Origin of the sequence: Pseudomonas sp. S36 (genome assembly GCF_016647875.1) — a bacterium.
GTDB classification, from domain to species: domain Bacteria; phylum Pseudomonadota; class Gammaproteobacteria; order Pseudomonadales; family Pseudomonadaceae; genus Aquipseudomonas; species Aquipseudomonas parafulva.
Map to the genome: position 1 here is coordinate 1 of NZ_JACVVG010000002.1, position 17,145 is coordinate 17,145.

General features: G+C 61.6%; 13 protein-coding genes. 8 read left to right on the forward strand and 5 right to left on the reverse strand.

What is annotated here, in order from left to right; genetic code table 11:
- Nucleotides 1-563: 563 nt before the first annotated feature.
- From IAE36_RS01075 to IAE36_RS01110, 8 genes are all read left to right on the forward strand, one after another.
- Nucleotides 564-1,946 (forward strand): polynucleotide adenylyltransferase PcnB, encoded by a 1,383-nt coding sequence (locus tag IAE36_RS01075; protein WP_201163600.1) that lies wholly within the window; start codon nt 564-566, stop codon nt 1,944-1,946.
- Complete coding sequence (gene folK / locus IAE36_RS01080) at nt 1,943-2,422, forward strand: 2-amino-4-hydroxy-6-hydroxymethyldihydropteridine diphosphokinase (protein ID WP_201209763.1); 480 nt, start codon at nt 1,943-1,945, stop codon at nt 2,420-2,422. Before IAE36_RS01075 ends, folK begins: the two co-directional genes overlap by 4 nt.
- A 272-nt stretch (nt 2,423-2,694) precedes the next feature.
- A complete protein-coding gene (panB, locus tag IAE36_RS01085) occupies nt 2,695-3,495 on the forward strand; it encodes a 3-methyl-2-oxobutanoate hydroxymethyltransferase (RefSeq protein ID WP_201163602.1) in 801 nt (266 codons plus the stop codon).
- A complete protein-coding gene (panC, locus tag IAE36_RS01090; RefSeq protein ID WP_028632612.1) occupies nt 3,492-4,355 on the forward strand; it encodes a pantoate--beta-alanine ligase in 864 nt (287 codons plus the stop codon). The genes panB and panC overlap by 4 nt, the downstream gene beginning before the upstream one ends.
- Nucleotides 4,356-4,557: 202 nt before the next feature.
- A complete protein-coding gene (gene pgi / locus IAE36_RS01095; protein WP_028632613.1) occupies nt 4,558-6,222 on the forward strand; it encodes a glucose-6-phosphate isomerase in 1,665 nt (554 codons plus the stop codon).
- Nucleotides 6,223-6,369: 147 nt separating this feature from the next.
- Nucleotides 6,370-8,304: an acetate--CoA ligase gene (acs, locus tag IAE36_RS01100; protein ID WP_201209766.1), complete on the forward strand. Its 1,935-nt coding sequence runs from the start codon at nt 6,370-6,372 to the stop codon at nt 8,302-8,304.
- 37 nt (nt 8,305-8,341) lie between these two features.
- Nucleotides 8,342-9,211 (forward strand): oxygenase MpaB family protein, encoded by an 870-nt coding sequence (locus tag IAE36_RS01105; protein ID WP_201209769.1) that lies wholly within the window; start codon nt 8,342-8,344, stop codon nt 9,209-9,211.
- Between the two features lie 78 nt (nt 9,212-9,289).
- The gene (locus tag IAE36_RS01110) at nt 9,290-12,229 is read left to right on the forward strand and encodes a DUF748 domain-containing protein (protein ID WP_201209770.1); all 2,940 of its coding nucleotides are present in this window, start codon (nt 9,290-9,292) and stop codon (nt 12,227-12,229) included.
- 108 nt (nt 12,230-12,337) lie between these two features.
- On the opposite strand, the gene IAE36_RS01115 is transcribed toward IAE36_RS01110, so the two are convergent.
- The 5 genes from IAE36_RS01115 to rbfA all read right to left on the reverse strand — a co-directional run bounded on the left by IAE36_RS01115 (nt 12,338) and on the right by rbfA (nt 17,046).
- Nucleotides 12,338-12,688, reverse strand: a complete 351-nt coding sequence (locus IAE36_RS01115) for a BON domain-containing protein (RefSeq protein WP_028632617.1) — start codon at nt 12,686-12,688, stop codon at nt 12,338-12,340.
- Between the two features lie 264 nt (nt 12,689-12,952).
- On the reverse strand, nt 12,953-15,058 hold the full coding sequence (gene pnp / locus IAE36_RS01120; protein ID WP_028632618.1) for a polyribonucleotide nucleotidyltransferase: 2,106 nt from the start codon (nt 15,056-15,058) through the stop codon (nt 12,953-12,955).
- Nucleotides 15,059-15,307: 249 nt separating this feature from the next.
- A complete protein-coding gene (gene rpsO / locus IAE36_RS01125) occupies nt 15,308-15,577 on the reverse strand; it encodes a 30S ribosomal protein S15 (protein ID WP_023533188.1) in 270 nt (89 codons plus the stop codon).
- A gap of 149 nt (nt 15,578-15,726) precedes the next feature.
- The gene (gene truB, locus IAE36_RS01130) at nt 15,727-16,644 is read right to left on the reverse strand and encodes a tRNA pseudouridine(55) synthase TruB (RefSeq protein ID WP_028632619.1); all 918 of its coding nucleotides are present in this window, start codon (nt 16,642-16,644) and stop codon (nt 15,727-15,729) included.
- A 3-nt stretch (nt 16,645-16,647) separates the two neighbouring features.
- Nucleotides 16,648-17,046, reverse strand: a complete 399-nt coding sequence (gene rbfA, locus IAE36_RS01135; RefSeq protein ID WP_028632620.1) for a 30S ribosome-binding factor RbfA — start codon at nt 17,044-17,046, stop codon at nt 16,648-16,650.
- Nucleotides 17,047-17,145 lie beyond the last annotated feature (99 nt).

The following is a 17,145-nucleotide window of genomic DNA, read 5'->3' on the forward strand; positions in this document are numbered from 1 at the left end:
CCGTAAAACCCCCAACCCCCCGTATTTACTGGCGCTGCCAAAGTTGGCACGGCTTCTGCTATATGCTTAGTACAAAAACAATAACAAGCACTGCAACCCACAATAAGAACAAGACGAAACGGCTCACGCACAATAAGAACAAGACGGCGGAGGCGCAGCTAACTGATTCTTTTGGAGAGGATGGATGTTTGGGGTTTGCCCCACGATCAGGCAGAGAACAACAAAAACTGCACTAAAAAGCAGCGCCTGAACTGATTGGATCGACAGATCAACATGGCATCAGCGACCAAAGCAATCCGTTTGCTCTTTACCCCTGGTTTGGGGGTGGTCCACAAGCTTCGAGCTTGATGGCAGGGCACTCAACAAAAACAAGAAGCCCGTACAAAAACAATAAGAGCACGCAACGACTTCTTGGGGAGCTTAGGCTCCCCTTGTCGTTTCTACCCTTCTGGCAGGCATTCTTCGACCGCCTACACCATCCCGTCAGTAAATGCTAGAATCCCCGCCCATCATGCGGCCATTCTCTTATCCTTGGCCGAACATTCCTTCAAACAGTGCATCCCATGCTGAAGAAGCTGTTCCAGTCGTTCCGCCCGCCCGTGACGGGCCAGCATCACAGGCGCACCACGCCTGAGGTGATCAACAAGAGCCAGCATTCGCTGCAGCGCCACCAGTTCAGTCGCCACGCGGTCAATATCGTGGAGCGCCTGCAAAGCGCCGGCTACCAGGCTTATCTGGTGGGTGGCTGTGTCCGCGACCTGATGCTGGGCATCACACCCAAAGACTTCGACGTCGCCACCAGCGCCACGCCCGAGCAGGTGCGGGCCGAGTTCCGCAATGCGCGCATCATCGGCCGGCGTTTCAAGCTGGTTCACGTGCACTTTGGCCGTGAAATCATCGAGGTAGCCACGTTCCGTGCGCCGCACTCCGAGGATGACCAGGGTGACAGCCACCGTTCGTCGCATAACGCCAACGGCCGCATTCTGCGCGACAACGTATACGGCACCCTGGAGGAAGACGCGCAGCGCCGCGACTTCACCATCAATGCCTTGTACTACGACCCGGTCAGCGAGCGTATCCTGGACTACGCCAACGGCGTGCACGATGTGCGCAATCGCCTGTTGCGCCTGATCGGCGACCCCACCCATCGCTACCAGGAAGACCCTGTACGCATGCTGCGTGCTGTGCGCTTCGCAGCCAAGCTCGACTTTGGCATCGAAAAACACACGGTGCAGCCTATCCGCGAACTGGCACCGCTGCTGCGAGAAATCCCGCCAGCGCGCCTGTTCGAAGAAAGCCTGAAGCTGTTCCTGTCCGGCCACGGTGCGCTCGCCTTCGAAATGCTGGTGGACCTGCAGCTGTTCGAGCCGCTGTTCCCTGCCAGCGCGCATGCCCTGGACGAACGGCCCACCTACACCCACACGCTGATCAGCCAGGCACTCAACAATACCGACCTGCGCGTCAAACAAGGCAAACCGGTCACCCCGGCGTTCCTGTTCGCCGCGCTGTTGTGGCCTGCCCTGCCAGCCCGTGTACTGCACCTGCAAAGCCAGGGTGTGCCGCCTATTCCGGCCATGAACGGCGCGGCCCACGACCTGATCGCCGAGCAGTGCGCGCGCATTGCCATCCCCAAGCGCTTCACCCTGCCTATTCGCGAAATCTGGGACATGCAGGAGCGCCTGCCGCGACGCAGTGGCAAGCGTGCCGACATGCTGCTGGACAACCCGCGCTTCCGCGCCGGTTACGACTTCCTGCTGCTGCGGGAAAGTGCCGGTGAAGAAACCGACGAGCTCGGCCAGTGGTGGACTGACTACCAGGACGCCAACGACAGCGAACGTCGCGACATGATCCGCGACCTTGGCAGCCGGGACGAAGCCGGCGGTACGCGCAAACGCAAACGTAGCGGCAGCAAACGCAAGCGTGGTGGCGAAGAGGCATTCGAGTGACAGTTCGCGCCTACATCGGCCTGGGCAGTAACCTGGACGCACCCGCACAACAGTTGCGCAGTGCGTTGCAGGCACTTGGCGAGATCGCGACAAGTCGCCTGGTCTCGGCCTCGGCGTTGTACACCAGCGACTCCTTGCTGCCCGGCCAGCCGCGTTACACCAACGCCGTTGCCGCGCTGGACACTGCCCTGGCGCCCCTGGCCCTGCTCGATGCGTTGCAGGCCATCGAGAACGACCAGGGCCGCGTACGCAAGGAACGCTGGGGCCCGCGTACGCTGGACCTGGATATCCTGCTGTTCGGCGACCAGGTGCTCGACCTGCCGCGCCTGCAAGTACCCCACTACCACATGCACGCACGGCCTTTCGTGCTGTACCCCTTGGCTGAGCTGGTACCCGCCGATTTTCAGCTGGCCGATGGCCGCCGCCTTGCACAACTGCTTGAGGCGTGCCCGTACGCGGGGCTGGAACGCCTGTAACCAGTGCCCTTCGCCGCCCATACGCGGCCCGGTAACGCCAGTAACACCCTGATCGTAACAATGCGGTAACAGGGTGATTGACTTCCCCCACCTCGCTCACGACTATAGGCGTCCCGTGTGGCACCCTGATGCCGCGCACCCGTATAAACCCGTATCTAGGCCCGGACGGACCTGTGCCCGAACATCACACGCGATGATGTGCCGCTCCGGAAAATGACTACACAGGTTGAACGCAGTCGTTTCCTACAGCGCCTGAACGAGGAATTTTCTACATGCCTGAAGTAACCCTTTCCACCCTCAATGGCCTGAAAGCCAAGGGTGAAAAAATCACCATGCTGACCTGCTACGACGCGACGTTCGCCAAGGCCGCCAGCCAGGCCGGTGTCGAAGTGCTGCTGGTGGGCGACTCCCTTGGCATGGTCCTGCAAGGCCACGACAGCACCCTGCCGGTCAGCACCGCAGACATGGCCTATCACACAGCCTGCGTGAAGCGGGGCAACCACGGCGCGCTGATCCTCGCCGACCTTCCGTTCATGGCACATGCCACCCCGGAAGCGGCCTTTACCAACAGCGCCGCCCTGATGCAGGCCGGTGCGCATATGGTCAAGATCGAGGGCGCCGCATGGCTGGCCGAAACCATCACCCAGCTGGCCCAACGGGGCGTGCCGGTGTGCGCCCACCTGGGTCTGACGCCGCAGACCGTCAACGTTCTGGGCGGCTACAAAGTGCAAGGCCGTCAGGAAGCCCAGGCGGCCCAACTGCGGGCCGATGCCAAAGCCCTGGAGCAGGCAGGCGCCGCCATGCTGTTGCTCGAGTGTGTGCCCAGCGAACTGGCTGCGCAGATCACCCAGGCCGCCGGCGTGCCGGTTATCGGCATTGGTGCGGGCAGCGCCACTGACGGGCAGGTGCTGGTGCTGCACGATATGCTGGGGTTGTCGCTCAGTGGCCGGGTGGCCAGGTTCGTTAAAAACTTCATGCATGGCCAGCCAGATATCGACAGCGCCCTTGCAGCCTATGTACAGGCAGTCAAACAGGTCAGCTTCCCAGCCAGCGAACACGGGTTCAGCGCATGAATACAGTCAAGACCGTTCGCGAACTGCGCGCAGCCGTGGCCAGGGCCCGCAGCGAAGGCAAGCGTGTCGGGTTCGTGCCCACCATGGGCAACCTGCACAGTGGCCACGCCGCGCTGGTGGTAAAGGCCGCGCAGTGCGCCGACTTCGTGGTGGCGAGCATCTTCGTCAACCCGCTGCAATTCGGCGCCAATGAAGACCTGGACACGTACCCGCGCACCTTGGCTGCAGACCAGCAACTGCTGGTGGAATCGGGTTGCAACCTGCTGTTCGCCCCAGCCGTTCAGGAAATGTACCCCGACGGCGCCAGCGTGCAGACCCGGGTCAGCGTACCGCAGCTGTCCGAAGGCCTGTGCGGCGCCAGCCGGCCAGGCCACTTCGAAGGTGTGGCCACCGTGGTCAGCAAGCTGTTCAACATGGTGCAGCCGGACCTCGCTGTTTTCGGCGAAAAGGACTACCAGCAGTTGGCGGTGATACGCGCCATGGTCCGCGACTTGAACATGCCGATCCAGATCATCGGCCAGCCAACCGTACGCGCCGAGGATGGCCTGGCACTGTCCTCACGCAATGGCTACCTCACGCCGGAGCAGCGGGCTCAAGCCCCCGCCCTGTACCGTATTCTGCAGCACCTGGGCGCGGCCATCGCGCGTGGCCAGCGCGATTTCGCGACGCTGACAGCCGACGGGCAAGCGCAATTGAACGCGGCCGGCCTACGGCCGGACTACCTGGAAGTGCGTCATGCCGTGAGCCTGCGCCCGGCGCTGCCCGATGACCGCGACCTGGTGCTGATCGCCGCCGCTTACCTGGGCACAACCCGGCTGATCGATAACCTCTACCTGCATGTTGAAGACAAAACCGCGTAGGTATCTTTTCGGATCGGCCTTACACCTGGGTAGGGCCATTCCTACAGCCGCATTGACCCGCTGCTGGCACTGCAAAAGCTTCATCCAAATCCCCCGGTGATACCCATTCCCTGCGCGAGGCCTTTGCCTATAATGGTGCCAGTCTGAACGCGGCAATGACTGCCGTGTCCAAGGCAACACAATGCACAAGGGACCCCGCGCAATGGCGTATTACCGTAACCCACACGATGTCACGGCACTGCCCGCCTGGCAGGCGCTTCAGCAACACCGCGATGCCATGCAAGGTTTCAGCATGCGTGAGGCATTCGCCGCCGATCCCCAGCGTTTCGAGCAGTTTTCCCTGAGCTCCTGTGGCCTGTTCCTGGACTACTCGAAAAACCTGATCACCGAGCAAACCCGCGACCTGCTGGTGAACCTGGCCAAGGAAGTGGGCCTGCAGGACGCCATCACCTCGATGTTCAATGGCGAGATCATCAACGCATCCGAAGGCCGCCCGGTGTTGCACACCGCACTGCGCCGCCCGGTCGGCGACAAGCTGAGCGTCAACGGCGTGAACGTCATGCCGGAAGTGCACAAAGTGCTCAACCAGATCACCGAACTGGTCGGCCGCATCCACGACGGCCTGTGGCGCGGCTACAGCGAAAAACCGATCACCGATGTGGTCAACATCGGTATCGGTGGCTCCTTCCTCGGCCCGGAGCTGGTGTCCGAAGCGTTGCTGCCCTACGCCCAGCGGGGGGTACGCTGCCATTACCTGGCCAATATCGACGGCAGCGAATTCCACGAGCTGTCGGCCAGCCTGCGTGCCGAAACCACCCTGTTCATCGTCTCGTCCAAGTCGTTCAACACGCTGGAAACCTTGAAAAACGCCATGGCGGCGCGTACTTGGTACCTGGCCCAGGGCGGCTCGGAAGCCGAGCTCTACCGCCACTTCATCGCCGTATCCAGCAACAAGGCTGCGGCCGTGGCCTTCGGTATCCGGGAAGAAAACATCTTCCCGATGTGGGACTGGGTGGGTGGGCGTTATTCACTGTGGTCGGCCATCGGCCTGCCCATTGCACTGGCCATCGGCACTGCCAACTTCAAGGAACTGCTGTCTGGCGCCTACACCATGGACCAGCATTTCCAGACCGCGCCGTTCGAGAAGAACATGCCGGTGCTGCTGGCCTTGCTTGGCGTGTGGTACGGCAACTTCTGGGGCGCCAGCAGCCACGCGATCCTGCCGTACGACCACTACCTGCGTAATATCACCAAGCACCTGCAGCAGTTGGACATGGAGTCCAACGGCAAGAGCGTGCTGCAGGACGGCTCACCGGTGAAGACTGAAACCGGCCCGGTGATCTGGGGTGGCGTGGGTTGCAACGGCCAGCATGCCTATCACCAGTTGCTGCACCAGGGCACCCACTTGATCCCCGCCGATTTCATTGTCCCGGTGGTGAGCTTCAACCCGGTCGCCGACCATCATCAATGGCTGTACGCCAACTGCCTGTCCCAGAGCCAGGCCCTGATGCTCGGCAAAACCCGTGAAGAAGCCGAAGCAGAACTGCGAGCCAAGGGCATGGACGAAGCAGACATCGCCAAACTGGCGCCACACAAGGTCATCCCGGGCAACCGCCCAAGCAACACCTTGGTGGTTGAACGCATCAGCCCTCGCCGCCTGGGTGCGCTGGTAGCCATGTACGAGCACAAGGTGTTCGTGCAGAGCGTGGTCTGGGGTATCAACGCCTTCGACCAGTGGGGCGTGGAGCTGGGTAAAGAGTTGGGCAAGGGTGTTTACGAGCGCCTGGTCGGCAGCACTGAAACCACCGCTGACGATGGCTCCACTCAGGGCCTGATCAACTACTTCCGCGGCCGCCATCGCGGTTAGTCCCTACCTGTTCCCACCGGTATCCCACAGGCTTTTGCAGCTGTGTGTTGCAACCGGTGGGAGCAGGTTGAACACCCCCTTCCACTACACTGTCTTATCGAATAGCCGTTGCCGTCCATCGCCCCTTACAAGAGCAGGACCACCGCCATGTTCGATCTGCGCAAATACCCACAAGCCCTGGCCGTCAGCCAGGCAGCCGCTTTATCCCCAGACGATTACCGCCGCCTCTACCGCCAGTCGGTCGACGACCCAGACACCTTCTGGGCCGAACAAGCCAAGCGCCTGCACTGGATCAAACCCTGGCAGCAGGTGCAGCAGTGTGACCTGAACACGGGCGATGCCCGCTGGTTTGCAGGCGGCCAGCTCAACGTCAGCTACAACTGCATTGATCGCCACCTGGCCCAGCGCGGGGATCAGACGGCCCTGCTGTGGGAGGGTGACGACCCGGCCGATGCCAAGGCTATCACCTACCGCGAACTGCACCTGCATGTGTGCCGCCTGGCCAATGCCTTGAAAGCGCGCGGCGTGAAAAAGGGCGACCGCATGTGCATCTATATGCCCATGATCCCCGAAGCGGCCTTTGCCATGCTGGCCTGTACGCGCATCGGCGCAGTGCATTCGGTGGTATTCGGCGGCTTTTCCCCGGATGCATTGCGTGACCGTATTCTGGATGCCGACTGCCGCACCGTCATCACCGCCGACGAAGGCGTGCGCGGTGGCAAACGCATCCCCCTGAAACACAACGTCGACAAGGCCCTGGCCAGTTGCCCCGACGTAGGCACAGTGGTGGTGGTGCGGCGCACGGGGGGTAAGGTTGACTGGAGCGAGGGCCGTGACCTCTGGTACCACCAGGCTACCGAGCACGCCGGTGACCAGTGCCAGCCCGAAGCCATGGATGCGGAGGACCCACTGTTCATCCTCTACACCTCCGGCAGCACGGGTAAACCCAAGGGTGTACTGCATACCACCGCCGGCTATCTGCTGCAGGCGGCCCTGACCTTCAAGGTGGTGTTCGATTACCGCGACGGCGAGGTGTTCTGGTGCACGGCCGATGTCGGCTGGGTGACCGGCCACAGCTACATTGTCTATGGCCCACTGGCCAACGGTGCCATTTCGCTGATGTATGAAGGCGTGCCCAACTACCCGGACAGCTCACGGTTCTGGCAGGTGGTGGACAAGCACCAGGTGAATATCTTCTATACCGCCCCTACGGCCTTGCGCGCCCTGATGCGCGAAGGCTCAGCGCCGTTGCAAGGCACCTCACGCCAGAGCCTGCGGCTGCTGGGTACCGTTGGCGAGCCGATCAACCCGGAGGCCTGGCAGTGGTACTTCGAGGACGTCGGGCAGCAGCGCTGCCCCATCGTCGACACCTGGTGGCAAACCGAGACCGGCGGCATCATGCTTACCCCGCTGCCCGGCAACCCCACCCTCAAACCGGGTTGCGCCACTCAGCCCATGTTCGGCGTGCAACCTGTGCTGCTGGATGAGCAGGGCCAGGTCATCGAAGGGCCCGGGGCGGGCCTGCTGGTCATCAAGGCCAGCTGGCCGGCGCAAATCCGCAGCGTCTACGGCGACCACACACGCATGGTCGAGACCTACTTCAAACCGATACCGGGTTACTACTTCACCGGCGACGGCGCCCGCCGCGACGCCGACGGTGACTACTGGATCACCGGGCGCATCGATGATGTGATCAACGTCTCGGGGCACCGCATTGGCACTGCCGAGGTGGAGAGCGCGCTGGTGCTGCATGACAGCGTTGCCGAAGCCGCCGTGGTCGGCTACCCCCATGACCTCAAGGGCCAGGGCGTTTATGCCTTCGTCACTACCATGAACGGGGTTACACCGAGTGATGCATTGAAGGCAGAACTGCTGGCATTGGTCAGCAAGGAGATCGGCAGCTTCGCAAAGCCCGAGCTGATCCAGTGGGCACCCGCACTGCCCAAGACCCGCTCGGGCAAGATCATGCGGCGTATACTGCGCAAGATCGCCTGCAACGAACTGGATAGCCTGGGGGATACCTCCACCCTGGCCGACCCTGGCGTTGTACAGGGCTTGATCGACACCCGTCTCAATCAGTAACCGGCGGCCATCTGGCCGCCCTGCACCCCAGGTCGCCATGGAAGCCCTACGCCGCCGCATTGAAAAACAGGTCATGAGCCTTACCGGGCTGGCTTTGGGCCAGCTCGACCTGGAGTCGCCCAAGGGCGACCCTGGCCTGTTCGGCCCGCACAGCCTCTGCTGGCGGGTGCATGGCGACTTCCCGAGCATGCTGGTGGGCGGTATCAGCGCCCTGATGCTGCAATTGCTGCACCCTCTGGCGCTGGCCGGCGTGTGGGACCATTCCAATTTCCGTCATGACTTGCTGGGCCGGCTGCGGCGCACCAGCCAGTTCATTTCTGGCACTACGTTCGGTGCCACCGCCGATGCCGAATGGCTGATAGAGAAGGTGCGCCAGATTCACCTGCAGGTCACAGGCCATGCGCCTGATGGCCGCCCTTACGCCGCCAGCGACCCACAACTGCTGACCTGGGTGCACGTGGCCGAAGTGAGCAGCTTTCTGGCGGCGCACCTGCGCTACCGCGACCCGCACCTGTCAGTTGCTGACCAGGACGCGTACTACGGCGAAATCGCACTGGTCGCAGAACGCCTAGGGGCCCGCGACGTACCACGCACCTGCCGGCAGGTGGAGGATTATCTCCAGCATATGCGCCCTCAGCTCAGCTGCGATGCACGCAGCCACGAGGTGGTCCGCATCCTGCTCGATGCCCCGGCCCCTAGCCGCCTGGCGCAACCGGTGGGCAAGCTGATGCTGCACGCCGGCATCGACCTGATGCCTGCCTGGGCGCAGCAATTATTGGGCCTGGGGCACGGCCCCCTGCAACAGCGCATGATCCGGCTGGGCCTGCAACGCACCGCGCCAGTGCTGCGCTGGGCGATGCGCGATGGCTCGGCCCACCGCGCCCGCAGGCGCATGGGCATTGAGTAAGCGCTGCCGCCCGCTCAGCGGAACTGATTTAACGTGCCATACTCCAACCACCCCCTGCCCGCACAGACGAAGCGATACATGTACAAAGGATTGATGCGCGCCGCTGGCGCACTGCTGGCCTTGGTCGCCCTCTACAGCCTGCTCGGCTTCTTCATCCTCCCCGGTGTAGCTTTGCGTATCGCCAATCAACAACTGGCCCAGTACGCCACCGTGCCGGCGCACCTGCAGCGGGTCGAATTCAACCCATTCAGCCTGGAACTGACCCTGTGGGGCCTGCAAATCGGTGAACCGGGCAAGGAACAGCTGGCCTTCGAGAAGCTCTACGCCAACCTGTCACTGGACAGCCTGTGGACCGGCGCCCTGCACCTGGAGGCAGTGGAACTGGCCAAGCTGCGCAACGAGGTGCTGTTCGCCAAGGACGGCACACTCAACCTGGCGAGCCTGTTCAAGCTACCCCCCAGCAGCGCCAAGGCAGATGACCCACCGGGCAAGCCGTTCCCACTGCGTGTCGGCAGCATCAAGCTTGAACAAGGCTACCTTCGCTTCGAGGACCAGCGCCCAAGCGAGCCCATCGAGTTTCTCTACGACAACATGAACCTGGAGCTGAAGAACCTCAGCACCCTGCCCGACGACAATGCCGACATGACCTTGGTTGCGAACGGCCCCAACGGCGGACGCATCGATTGGCAAGGCACCCTCAGCCTGTCCCCCATCGCTTCCGAAGGCACATTGAAGGTCGCCGATGGCAAGATGAAGTTGTTCTGGCCTTACGTGCGCGATGCTGTGCCACTTGTGCTTGAGGACGGCAAGCTGAGCCTGAATACGCACTACCGCCTGAACCTGGCAAAAAAGACCGAGTTGGTGCTGGAAAACGCCTCGCTGCGGATTGCACCGTTCGCCATCAAGGCCCCCGATGGGCGCCCCCTGGCGCGCCTGGCCAACCTGGAATTGAGTGAAACCACAGTCGACCTGGTCAAGCAGCGGGTGACCGTTGGCAAGGTCCGCAGCGACAAGCTGGAAACCTGGGCCGCCCTGGAAAAGGACGGCCAGCTCGATTGGCAGAAGCTGTTCGCCAGCCAGCCGGCCAAGGCCACGCCCAAGGAAAAGGCCGAACCGGCGGCTGCCGGGCCTGCCCCGGAACAGCCGGCCGCTACCCAGCCCAGCACGCCTTGGCAGGTGCTTCTGAAGGACGTGCAGTTGCGCAATTACCTGGTGCACCTGGCGGACCGTACCCAGAAGGAACCGGTGGCTCTCGACCTAGGCCCGCTCAATGCCGACCTGCAAGGGTTCGACAGCCTCAACAAGACGCCCTTCAAGGTCAGGCTCGACACCGGGGTCGGCAAGCAAGGCAAGCTGCAGGCCAGCGGGCAGGTGAACCTGGCGCCGGTATGGGCAAAACTGGACGTGAACACCCACGATATCGACCTGCGCCTTGCGCAAGCCTACATCAGCCCTTACATCCTGCTGGAGCTGCGCAGCGGCATGCTAGCCAGCGACCTCAAGGTGGATCTGAAGAACACTGCCCCGCTGGCCTTGACGGTCACGGGCAAGGCGCAGGTGAGCCAGTTGCACACGCTGGATACCATCAAGAGCCGTGACTTCGTGAAATGGCAAGAAGTCGACGTAGATGGGCTCTCTTACGTGCACGGTGATGCGTTGTCGATCGACAAGGTCACCCTGCAACAGCCTTATGCGCGCTTCATCATCAACGAGGACCGCACTACCAATATCAACGACCTGCTGATTCCACAGCCAGCCAGCGCCCCGGCGACGGTACAGGCCAAGCCTGCTGCTGCCAGCAAAGGCGACAAGCCGCTGGGTGTACATATTGGCCAGATCGTGATCAACGACGGTTCGGCGAATTTCGCCGACCTCTCCCTCACGCCCAACTTCGCCACGGCTGCGCAACAGCTGAACGGGCAAATTGGCACCATTGATAACCGTAAACCGCTGCCGGCCAAGGTGGAAGTCCAGGGCAAGGTCGACCGCTACGCACCGGTCACCATCAAAGGTGCCCTCAACCCGTTCGATCCACTCGCAAGCCTGGATATCGCCACCAGCTTCAAGCGCGTGGAGTTGACCACCCTCACCCCCTACTCGGGCAAGTTCGCAGGCTATCGCATTCGCAAGGGCCGGCTGAACCTGGACCTGCATTACCTGATCACCAAGGGCCAACTGAAGGCCGAGAACAAGGTGGTCGTGGAGCAATTGCAGCTTGGGGAGAAGGTCGACAGCCCGGATGCCGTCGACCTGCCAATCCGGCTGGCGGTAGCGCTATTGAAAGACACCCAGGGCAAGATCTCCATCGAGCTGCCGGTGTCGGGCGACCTGAACAACCCACAGTTCAGTGTAATGCCCATCGTCTGGCAGACCCTGCGTAATCTGGTGCTGCGCGCGGCCCAGGCGCCGTTCAAGTTCATCGGCGGGCTGATCGCCGGCGGCGGTTCGCAAGACCTCGGCACCGTGGCCTTCGCACCCGGCTCCAGCGAATTGGGCGGTGATGCCCAGGCGTCGCTGGACAAGCTGGCCGAAGCGTTGAAAAAGCGCCCCGAGCTGCGCCTTGAGATCGAGGGTACCAGCGCCCAGGCCAGTGACGGGCCGTTGATTGCCCAGCAGCGCCTGGAGCGTGAGTACCAGGCAACCTGGTACAAGATCCTGCAGCGGCGCGGCGACAAGGTACCGGCCAACGCCTCGATGCTGGCGGTAGACGATGGCGACAAGCCGGCAATGCTTGAAGGCATCTACCGCACCCGCCTGAAACAGCAGCCACCCGCCGAGTGGGAACAGCTTGGGCGTGACGAGCGGGCGGCACGGCTGCGCGAGGCGGTGATCAAGTCGTGGTCGGAAAGCACCGCATTACTGCGCACGTTGGGCCAGGAGCGAGCCAGTAGTATCAAGGATTACCTGGTGGACAAGGGCAAGCTGCAAGATGACCGGGTGTATTTCATTGATACCAGCCTTGGCAAGCCGGAGCAGGATGGGCGGGTTGTGACACCGCTGCATCTGGATGCGGAGTAACGGGTTGGCCAACTAGACCGTAAGCCAAGCAGGCAAAAAAAATCCGATACCAGCAGCTGGTATCGGATTTTTTGTTTGGCCAAATCCATTTGGCCAGCGGGACAATCCTTATTCTGCTTTCAGGCCGTCGGCAGAGACTGCCTTGACGCCTTTGATTTTCTTGGTGATGGCAACGGCCATCTCTTTCTGGGAATCGGTTACCGCTACGTCCGAAGACAGCGATACCACACCCTTGTTGGTTTCCACTTTGATGTCGCTACCTGGAATGCCTTTTTCGGTCAGCAGATCAGCTTTGACCTTGGTGGTGATCCAGGTGTCGGAAGTAGCTTCTTTGGCTTTGGTAGCCTCACCAGCTGCAAGCATCATTGGCGCTTGAGTGGCCTGGGCTGCGAAAGCGGCGTTAGCCATGGTCAGGGTCAGAGCGGTAGCAGTAGCGGCAGCGATGGCGAACTTCTTCATGTGAGTCACTCCTGTTTTTCGAAAGGTCTGCGCCCTGTGTCCTGGCGGCAGATACAAGACTATTTGCAGGGGCTGTGCCAGCTTTCAGAATTGTTATTTTTGCTTATATATCAATTACTTACATAAAGTAACAGGTCACCTGGATCGTGCATTCTGCAATCTGCACGATAAAACTGCATGCAAGATGCAAGTCCGCTAAAGGTTCCGTAGCGGCCATAAAAAAAGGGCCCCGATCGGGGCCCTCTTCTACCGCGTTGTCGCTACTCAGACGCCGGAGGCTTTTGCCGCAGCCACGTCTTTGATCGACAGCTTGATACGGCCGCGGTTGTCCACGTCCAGTACCAGTACTTCAACTTCCTGGCCTTCCTTGAGGATGTCGGTCACTTTCTCGACGCGGGCATCGCTCAGCATCGAGATGTGAACCAGACCGTCCTTACCAGGCAGGATGTTCACGAACGCGCCGAAGTCGACGATGCGCTCAACCTTGCCCACGTAGATCTTGCCGATCTCGGCCTCGGCAGTGATACCCAGGACGCGCTGCTTGGCAGCTTCTGCCGCTTCCTTGGTTTCGCCGAAGATCTTGATCGAGCCATCGTCTTCGATATCGATCGAAGCCTTGGTTTCCTCGCAGATGGCGCGGATGGTGGCGCCGCCTTTACCGATGACGTCACGGATCTTGTCGGTGTCGATCTTCATCGCGATCATGGTCGGGGCGTTGGCCGACAGTTCGGTGCGCGACTGGCCAATGATCTGGTTCATCTGGCCGAGGATATTCAGGCGCGCTTCCAGGGCCTGGCCCAGGGCGATTTCCATGATCTCTTCGGTGATGCCGTTGATCTTGATGTCCATCTGCAGCGCAGTAACGCCTTTGGCGGTACCGGCTACCTTGAAGTCCATGTCACCCAGGTGGTCTTCGTCGCCCAGGATGTCGGTCAGAATGGCGAACTTCTCGCCTTCCTTGACCAGGCCCATGGCGATACCGGCAACCGGCGCCTTCATCGGCACACCGGCGTCCATCAGGGCCAGGGAGGCACCGCAGACCGACGCCATGGAGCTGGAACCGTTGGACTCGGTGATTTCCGACACCACCCGGATGGTGTACGGGAACACGTCAGCAGCAGGCAGCATGGCCTGAACCGAACGACGGGCCAGGCGGCCGTGGCCGATTTCACGACGGCCAGCACCCCCCATGCGGCCACACTCACCTACCGAGAACGGCGGGAAGTTGTAGTGCAGCATGAAGGGGTCTTTTTTCTCGCCTTCGAGGGTATCCAGCAGCTGGGCGTCACGGGCAGTACCCAACGTGGCAACGACCAGGGCCTGGGTTTCGCCACGGGTGAACAGCGCCGAACCGTGAGTTTTCGGCAGCACGCCAACTTCGATGTTCAGCGGGCGCACGGTCTTGGTGTCGCGGCCGTCGATGCGTGGCTTGCCGTTTACGATGTTCTCGCGAACGGTGCGGTATTCGATTTCGCCGAAGATGTCTTTTACTTCAGACGCCGAAGGCTGGCCTTCTTCACCGGAGAACTTGGCCACAGCCTGGTCACGCAGCTCACCCAGGCGCGCATAGCGGTCGGCCTTGACGGTGATGGTGTAACCCTGCGAAACCGCTTCGCCGAATTCGGCGCGGATGGCATTGAGCAGTGCAGTGTTGGCAACCGCAGGTTTCCAGTCCCAGGTCGGCTTGCCGGCTTCTGCAGCCAGCTCCTTGACTGCCTGGATCACAGCCTGGAATTCATCGTGGGCGAACAGTACGGCGCCCAGCATCTGGTCTTCGGTCAGCTCTTGGGCTTCCGATTCAACCATCAGTACGGCATCGGAGGTACCGGCAACGACCATGTCCAGGCTCGAGGCAGCCAGTTGCTCGTAGGTCGGGTTCAGCAGGTAGCCGGTGCTTTCATGGAAGGCAACGCGGGCAGCGCCGATCGGGCCTTCGAACGGAATGCCGGAAATGGCCAGGGCAGCCGAGGTACCGATCATCGCAGCGATGTCCGGGTCGGTCTTCTTGCTAGTGGAAACCACGGTGCAGACAACCTGCACTTCGTTCATGAAGCCTTCCGGGAACAGCGGACGGATCGGGCGGTCGATCAGGCGCGAGGTCAGGGTTTCTTTCTCGGAAGGACGGCCTTCACGCTTGAAGAAACCGCCTGGGATCTTGCCAGCGGCGTAGGTCTTTTCCTGGTAGTGAACCGAGAGCGGGAAGAAGCCCTTGCCTGGGTCGGCTTGCTTGGCACCGACCACGGTCACCAGCACGGTGACGTCGTTGTCGACGGTAACCAGCACGGCGCCGGTTGCCTGACGGGCAATGCGGCCCGTTTCGAGAGTAACGGTCGATTGACCGAACTGGAATGTCTTGATTACCGGGTTCACGGTTTCCTACCTTCTTCAGTGGCTCTTGGGGGAACTGGTTTCTTGCGAATGCTTGGGCAGCAGGGGGAATCGGCCCCGTCGACCGTCCAGATACAACACGAGGCTGGGAGCCTGGCGCCAAGCGGATAACCGCTCAGCATTGCCAGGCTGCCAACCTCGAATATACGCACGGCGTGCCCCTCGGCAAGGCTGGACAACAGCCTTGCCGAGGCCTGCGGCACGCCATGCACACCACCAACCAGGCCGTTATTAACGACGCAGGCCCAAGCGAGCGATCAGCGCGCTGTAACGGGTGGTGTCTTTGCCCTTCAGGTAGTCCAGCAGCTTACGACGCTGGTTAACCATACGAATCAGACCACGACGGGAGTGGTGGTCTTTGTCGTTGGCCTTGAAGTGGCCTTGCAGCTTGTTGATGTTGGCGGTCAGCAGAGCAACCTGCACTTCCGGGCTACCGGTATCGCCGGCGGCTTGCTGGTGTTCGGCAACGATCTTAGCTTTTTCTTCAACGCTGAGGGCCATGAGGCTTCTCCTGATTAAACGGACCCCGCGAACGGGTTCCAATAGGCCAGGGACTGCTCCCTGTATCAATAAAAGAGGTGTGACCGTGCCTACTGACAGCCAACCTCGGTTCCGCAGGTTCGGGCACATGCCCTGGCCTGTGGTTTCGGTCATTCCGACCGAATCAGCCGACGCGGCGCAATGCGCCCGTCTTCGCTCACCTCACCGATACCGATGAAGCGGGCATTGTGATCCTGTACCCGGACCATGCCGAATTGTGGCGCGTCCGGAGCGCGTACTGCCTGGCCGTGCAGCCAGTAGAACGCGCTGTGCTCGGACAAGCACACCAATGGCCAGTCCAGCAGGCCGCTGTCCGATGGCATCAGGAAGCGGTCGAGCGCTTCGTTACCGCCTTCGGCGTGGGCCTGTTCGAGCTGCTCGAGGGTTACCGTCTGGGCCAGGGCAAACGGCCCGGCCTGGGTCCTGCGCAGTTCGGCGACATAGGCACCGCAACCCAGGGCCTCACCGATATCCTCCACCAGGGTGCGGATATAAGTGCCCTTGCTGCAACCTACGCTCAGCCGTGCACGGGTGCCTTCGCACTCGAGCAACTCAAGCCGGCCAATAGTAACAGAACGCGCCTCGCGCTCCACTACCTCTCCTGCACGCGCCAGCTTGTAAAGGGGTTGCCCGTCACGCTTGAGCGCCGAGTACATCGGCGGTATCTGGCTGATCGGCCCGCGAAAACGCGGCAGCACGCCTTCGATATCGGCACGACCAACGGTTACCTCGCGGGTCTGCAGTACCTCACCTTCGGCGTCGCCGGTGTTGGTAGTCTGGCCCATCTGCATGACGGTTTCGTAGCCCTTGTCGGAATCGAGCAAGTACTGCGAAAACTTGGTGGCTTCGCCAAAGCACAGCGGCAGCACACCAGTTGCGAGTGGATCGAGGCTGCCCGTGTGGCCGGCCTTCTCGGCATTGAGCAACCAGCGCACCTTTTGCAAGGCGGCGTTGGACGTAAAGCCCAAAGGCTTGTCCAGCAGAATGATGCCGCTGACATTGCGGCGGATACGTTTGACCTGGGCCACCGCTTACTCCTTGGTGTCCGGCTCGTCGGCATCCTTGTGCAGGCGGTCTTCGGCCACTGCACGTTCGATCAGCGCCGACAGGTGAACACCACGGCTGACGCTTTCATCGAAATGGAAATGCAGCTGCGGCACGCTGCGCAGTTGCATGGAGCGGCCCAGGTGCAGGCGCAGGAAGCTGGCTGCGCTGTTCAGCGCCTTCAGCGACTGCTGCACGGCGTCGGGGGTTTCCTCGCCCATCACGGTGATGAACACCTTGGCATGGCCCAGGTCGCGGCTGACGTCAACAGCGGTGATGGTGACCAGACCGACGCGCGGGTCCTTGACTTCACGGCGGATCAGCTCGGCCAGCTCGCGCTGCATCTGATCGCCAATGCGTTGGGTACGGCTATATTCTTTGGCCATTCTTGTTACCTGTAACTTAAAGCGGCAAACGCCCGGTCAGACCAATGCCTGACCGGGCGCTACCTGAAGAGGTGCTGCAAGCCACCCCGTAGAAGGGCT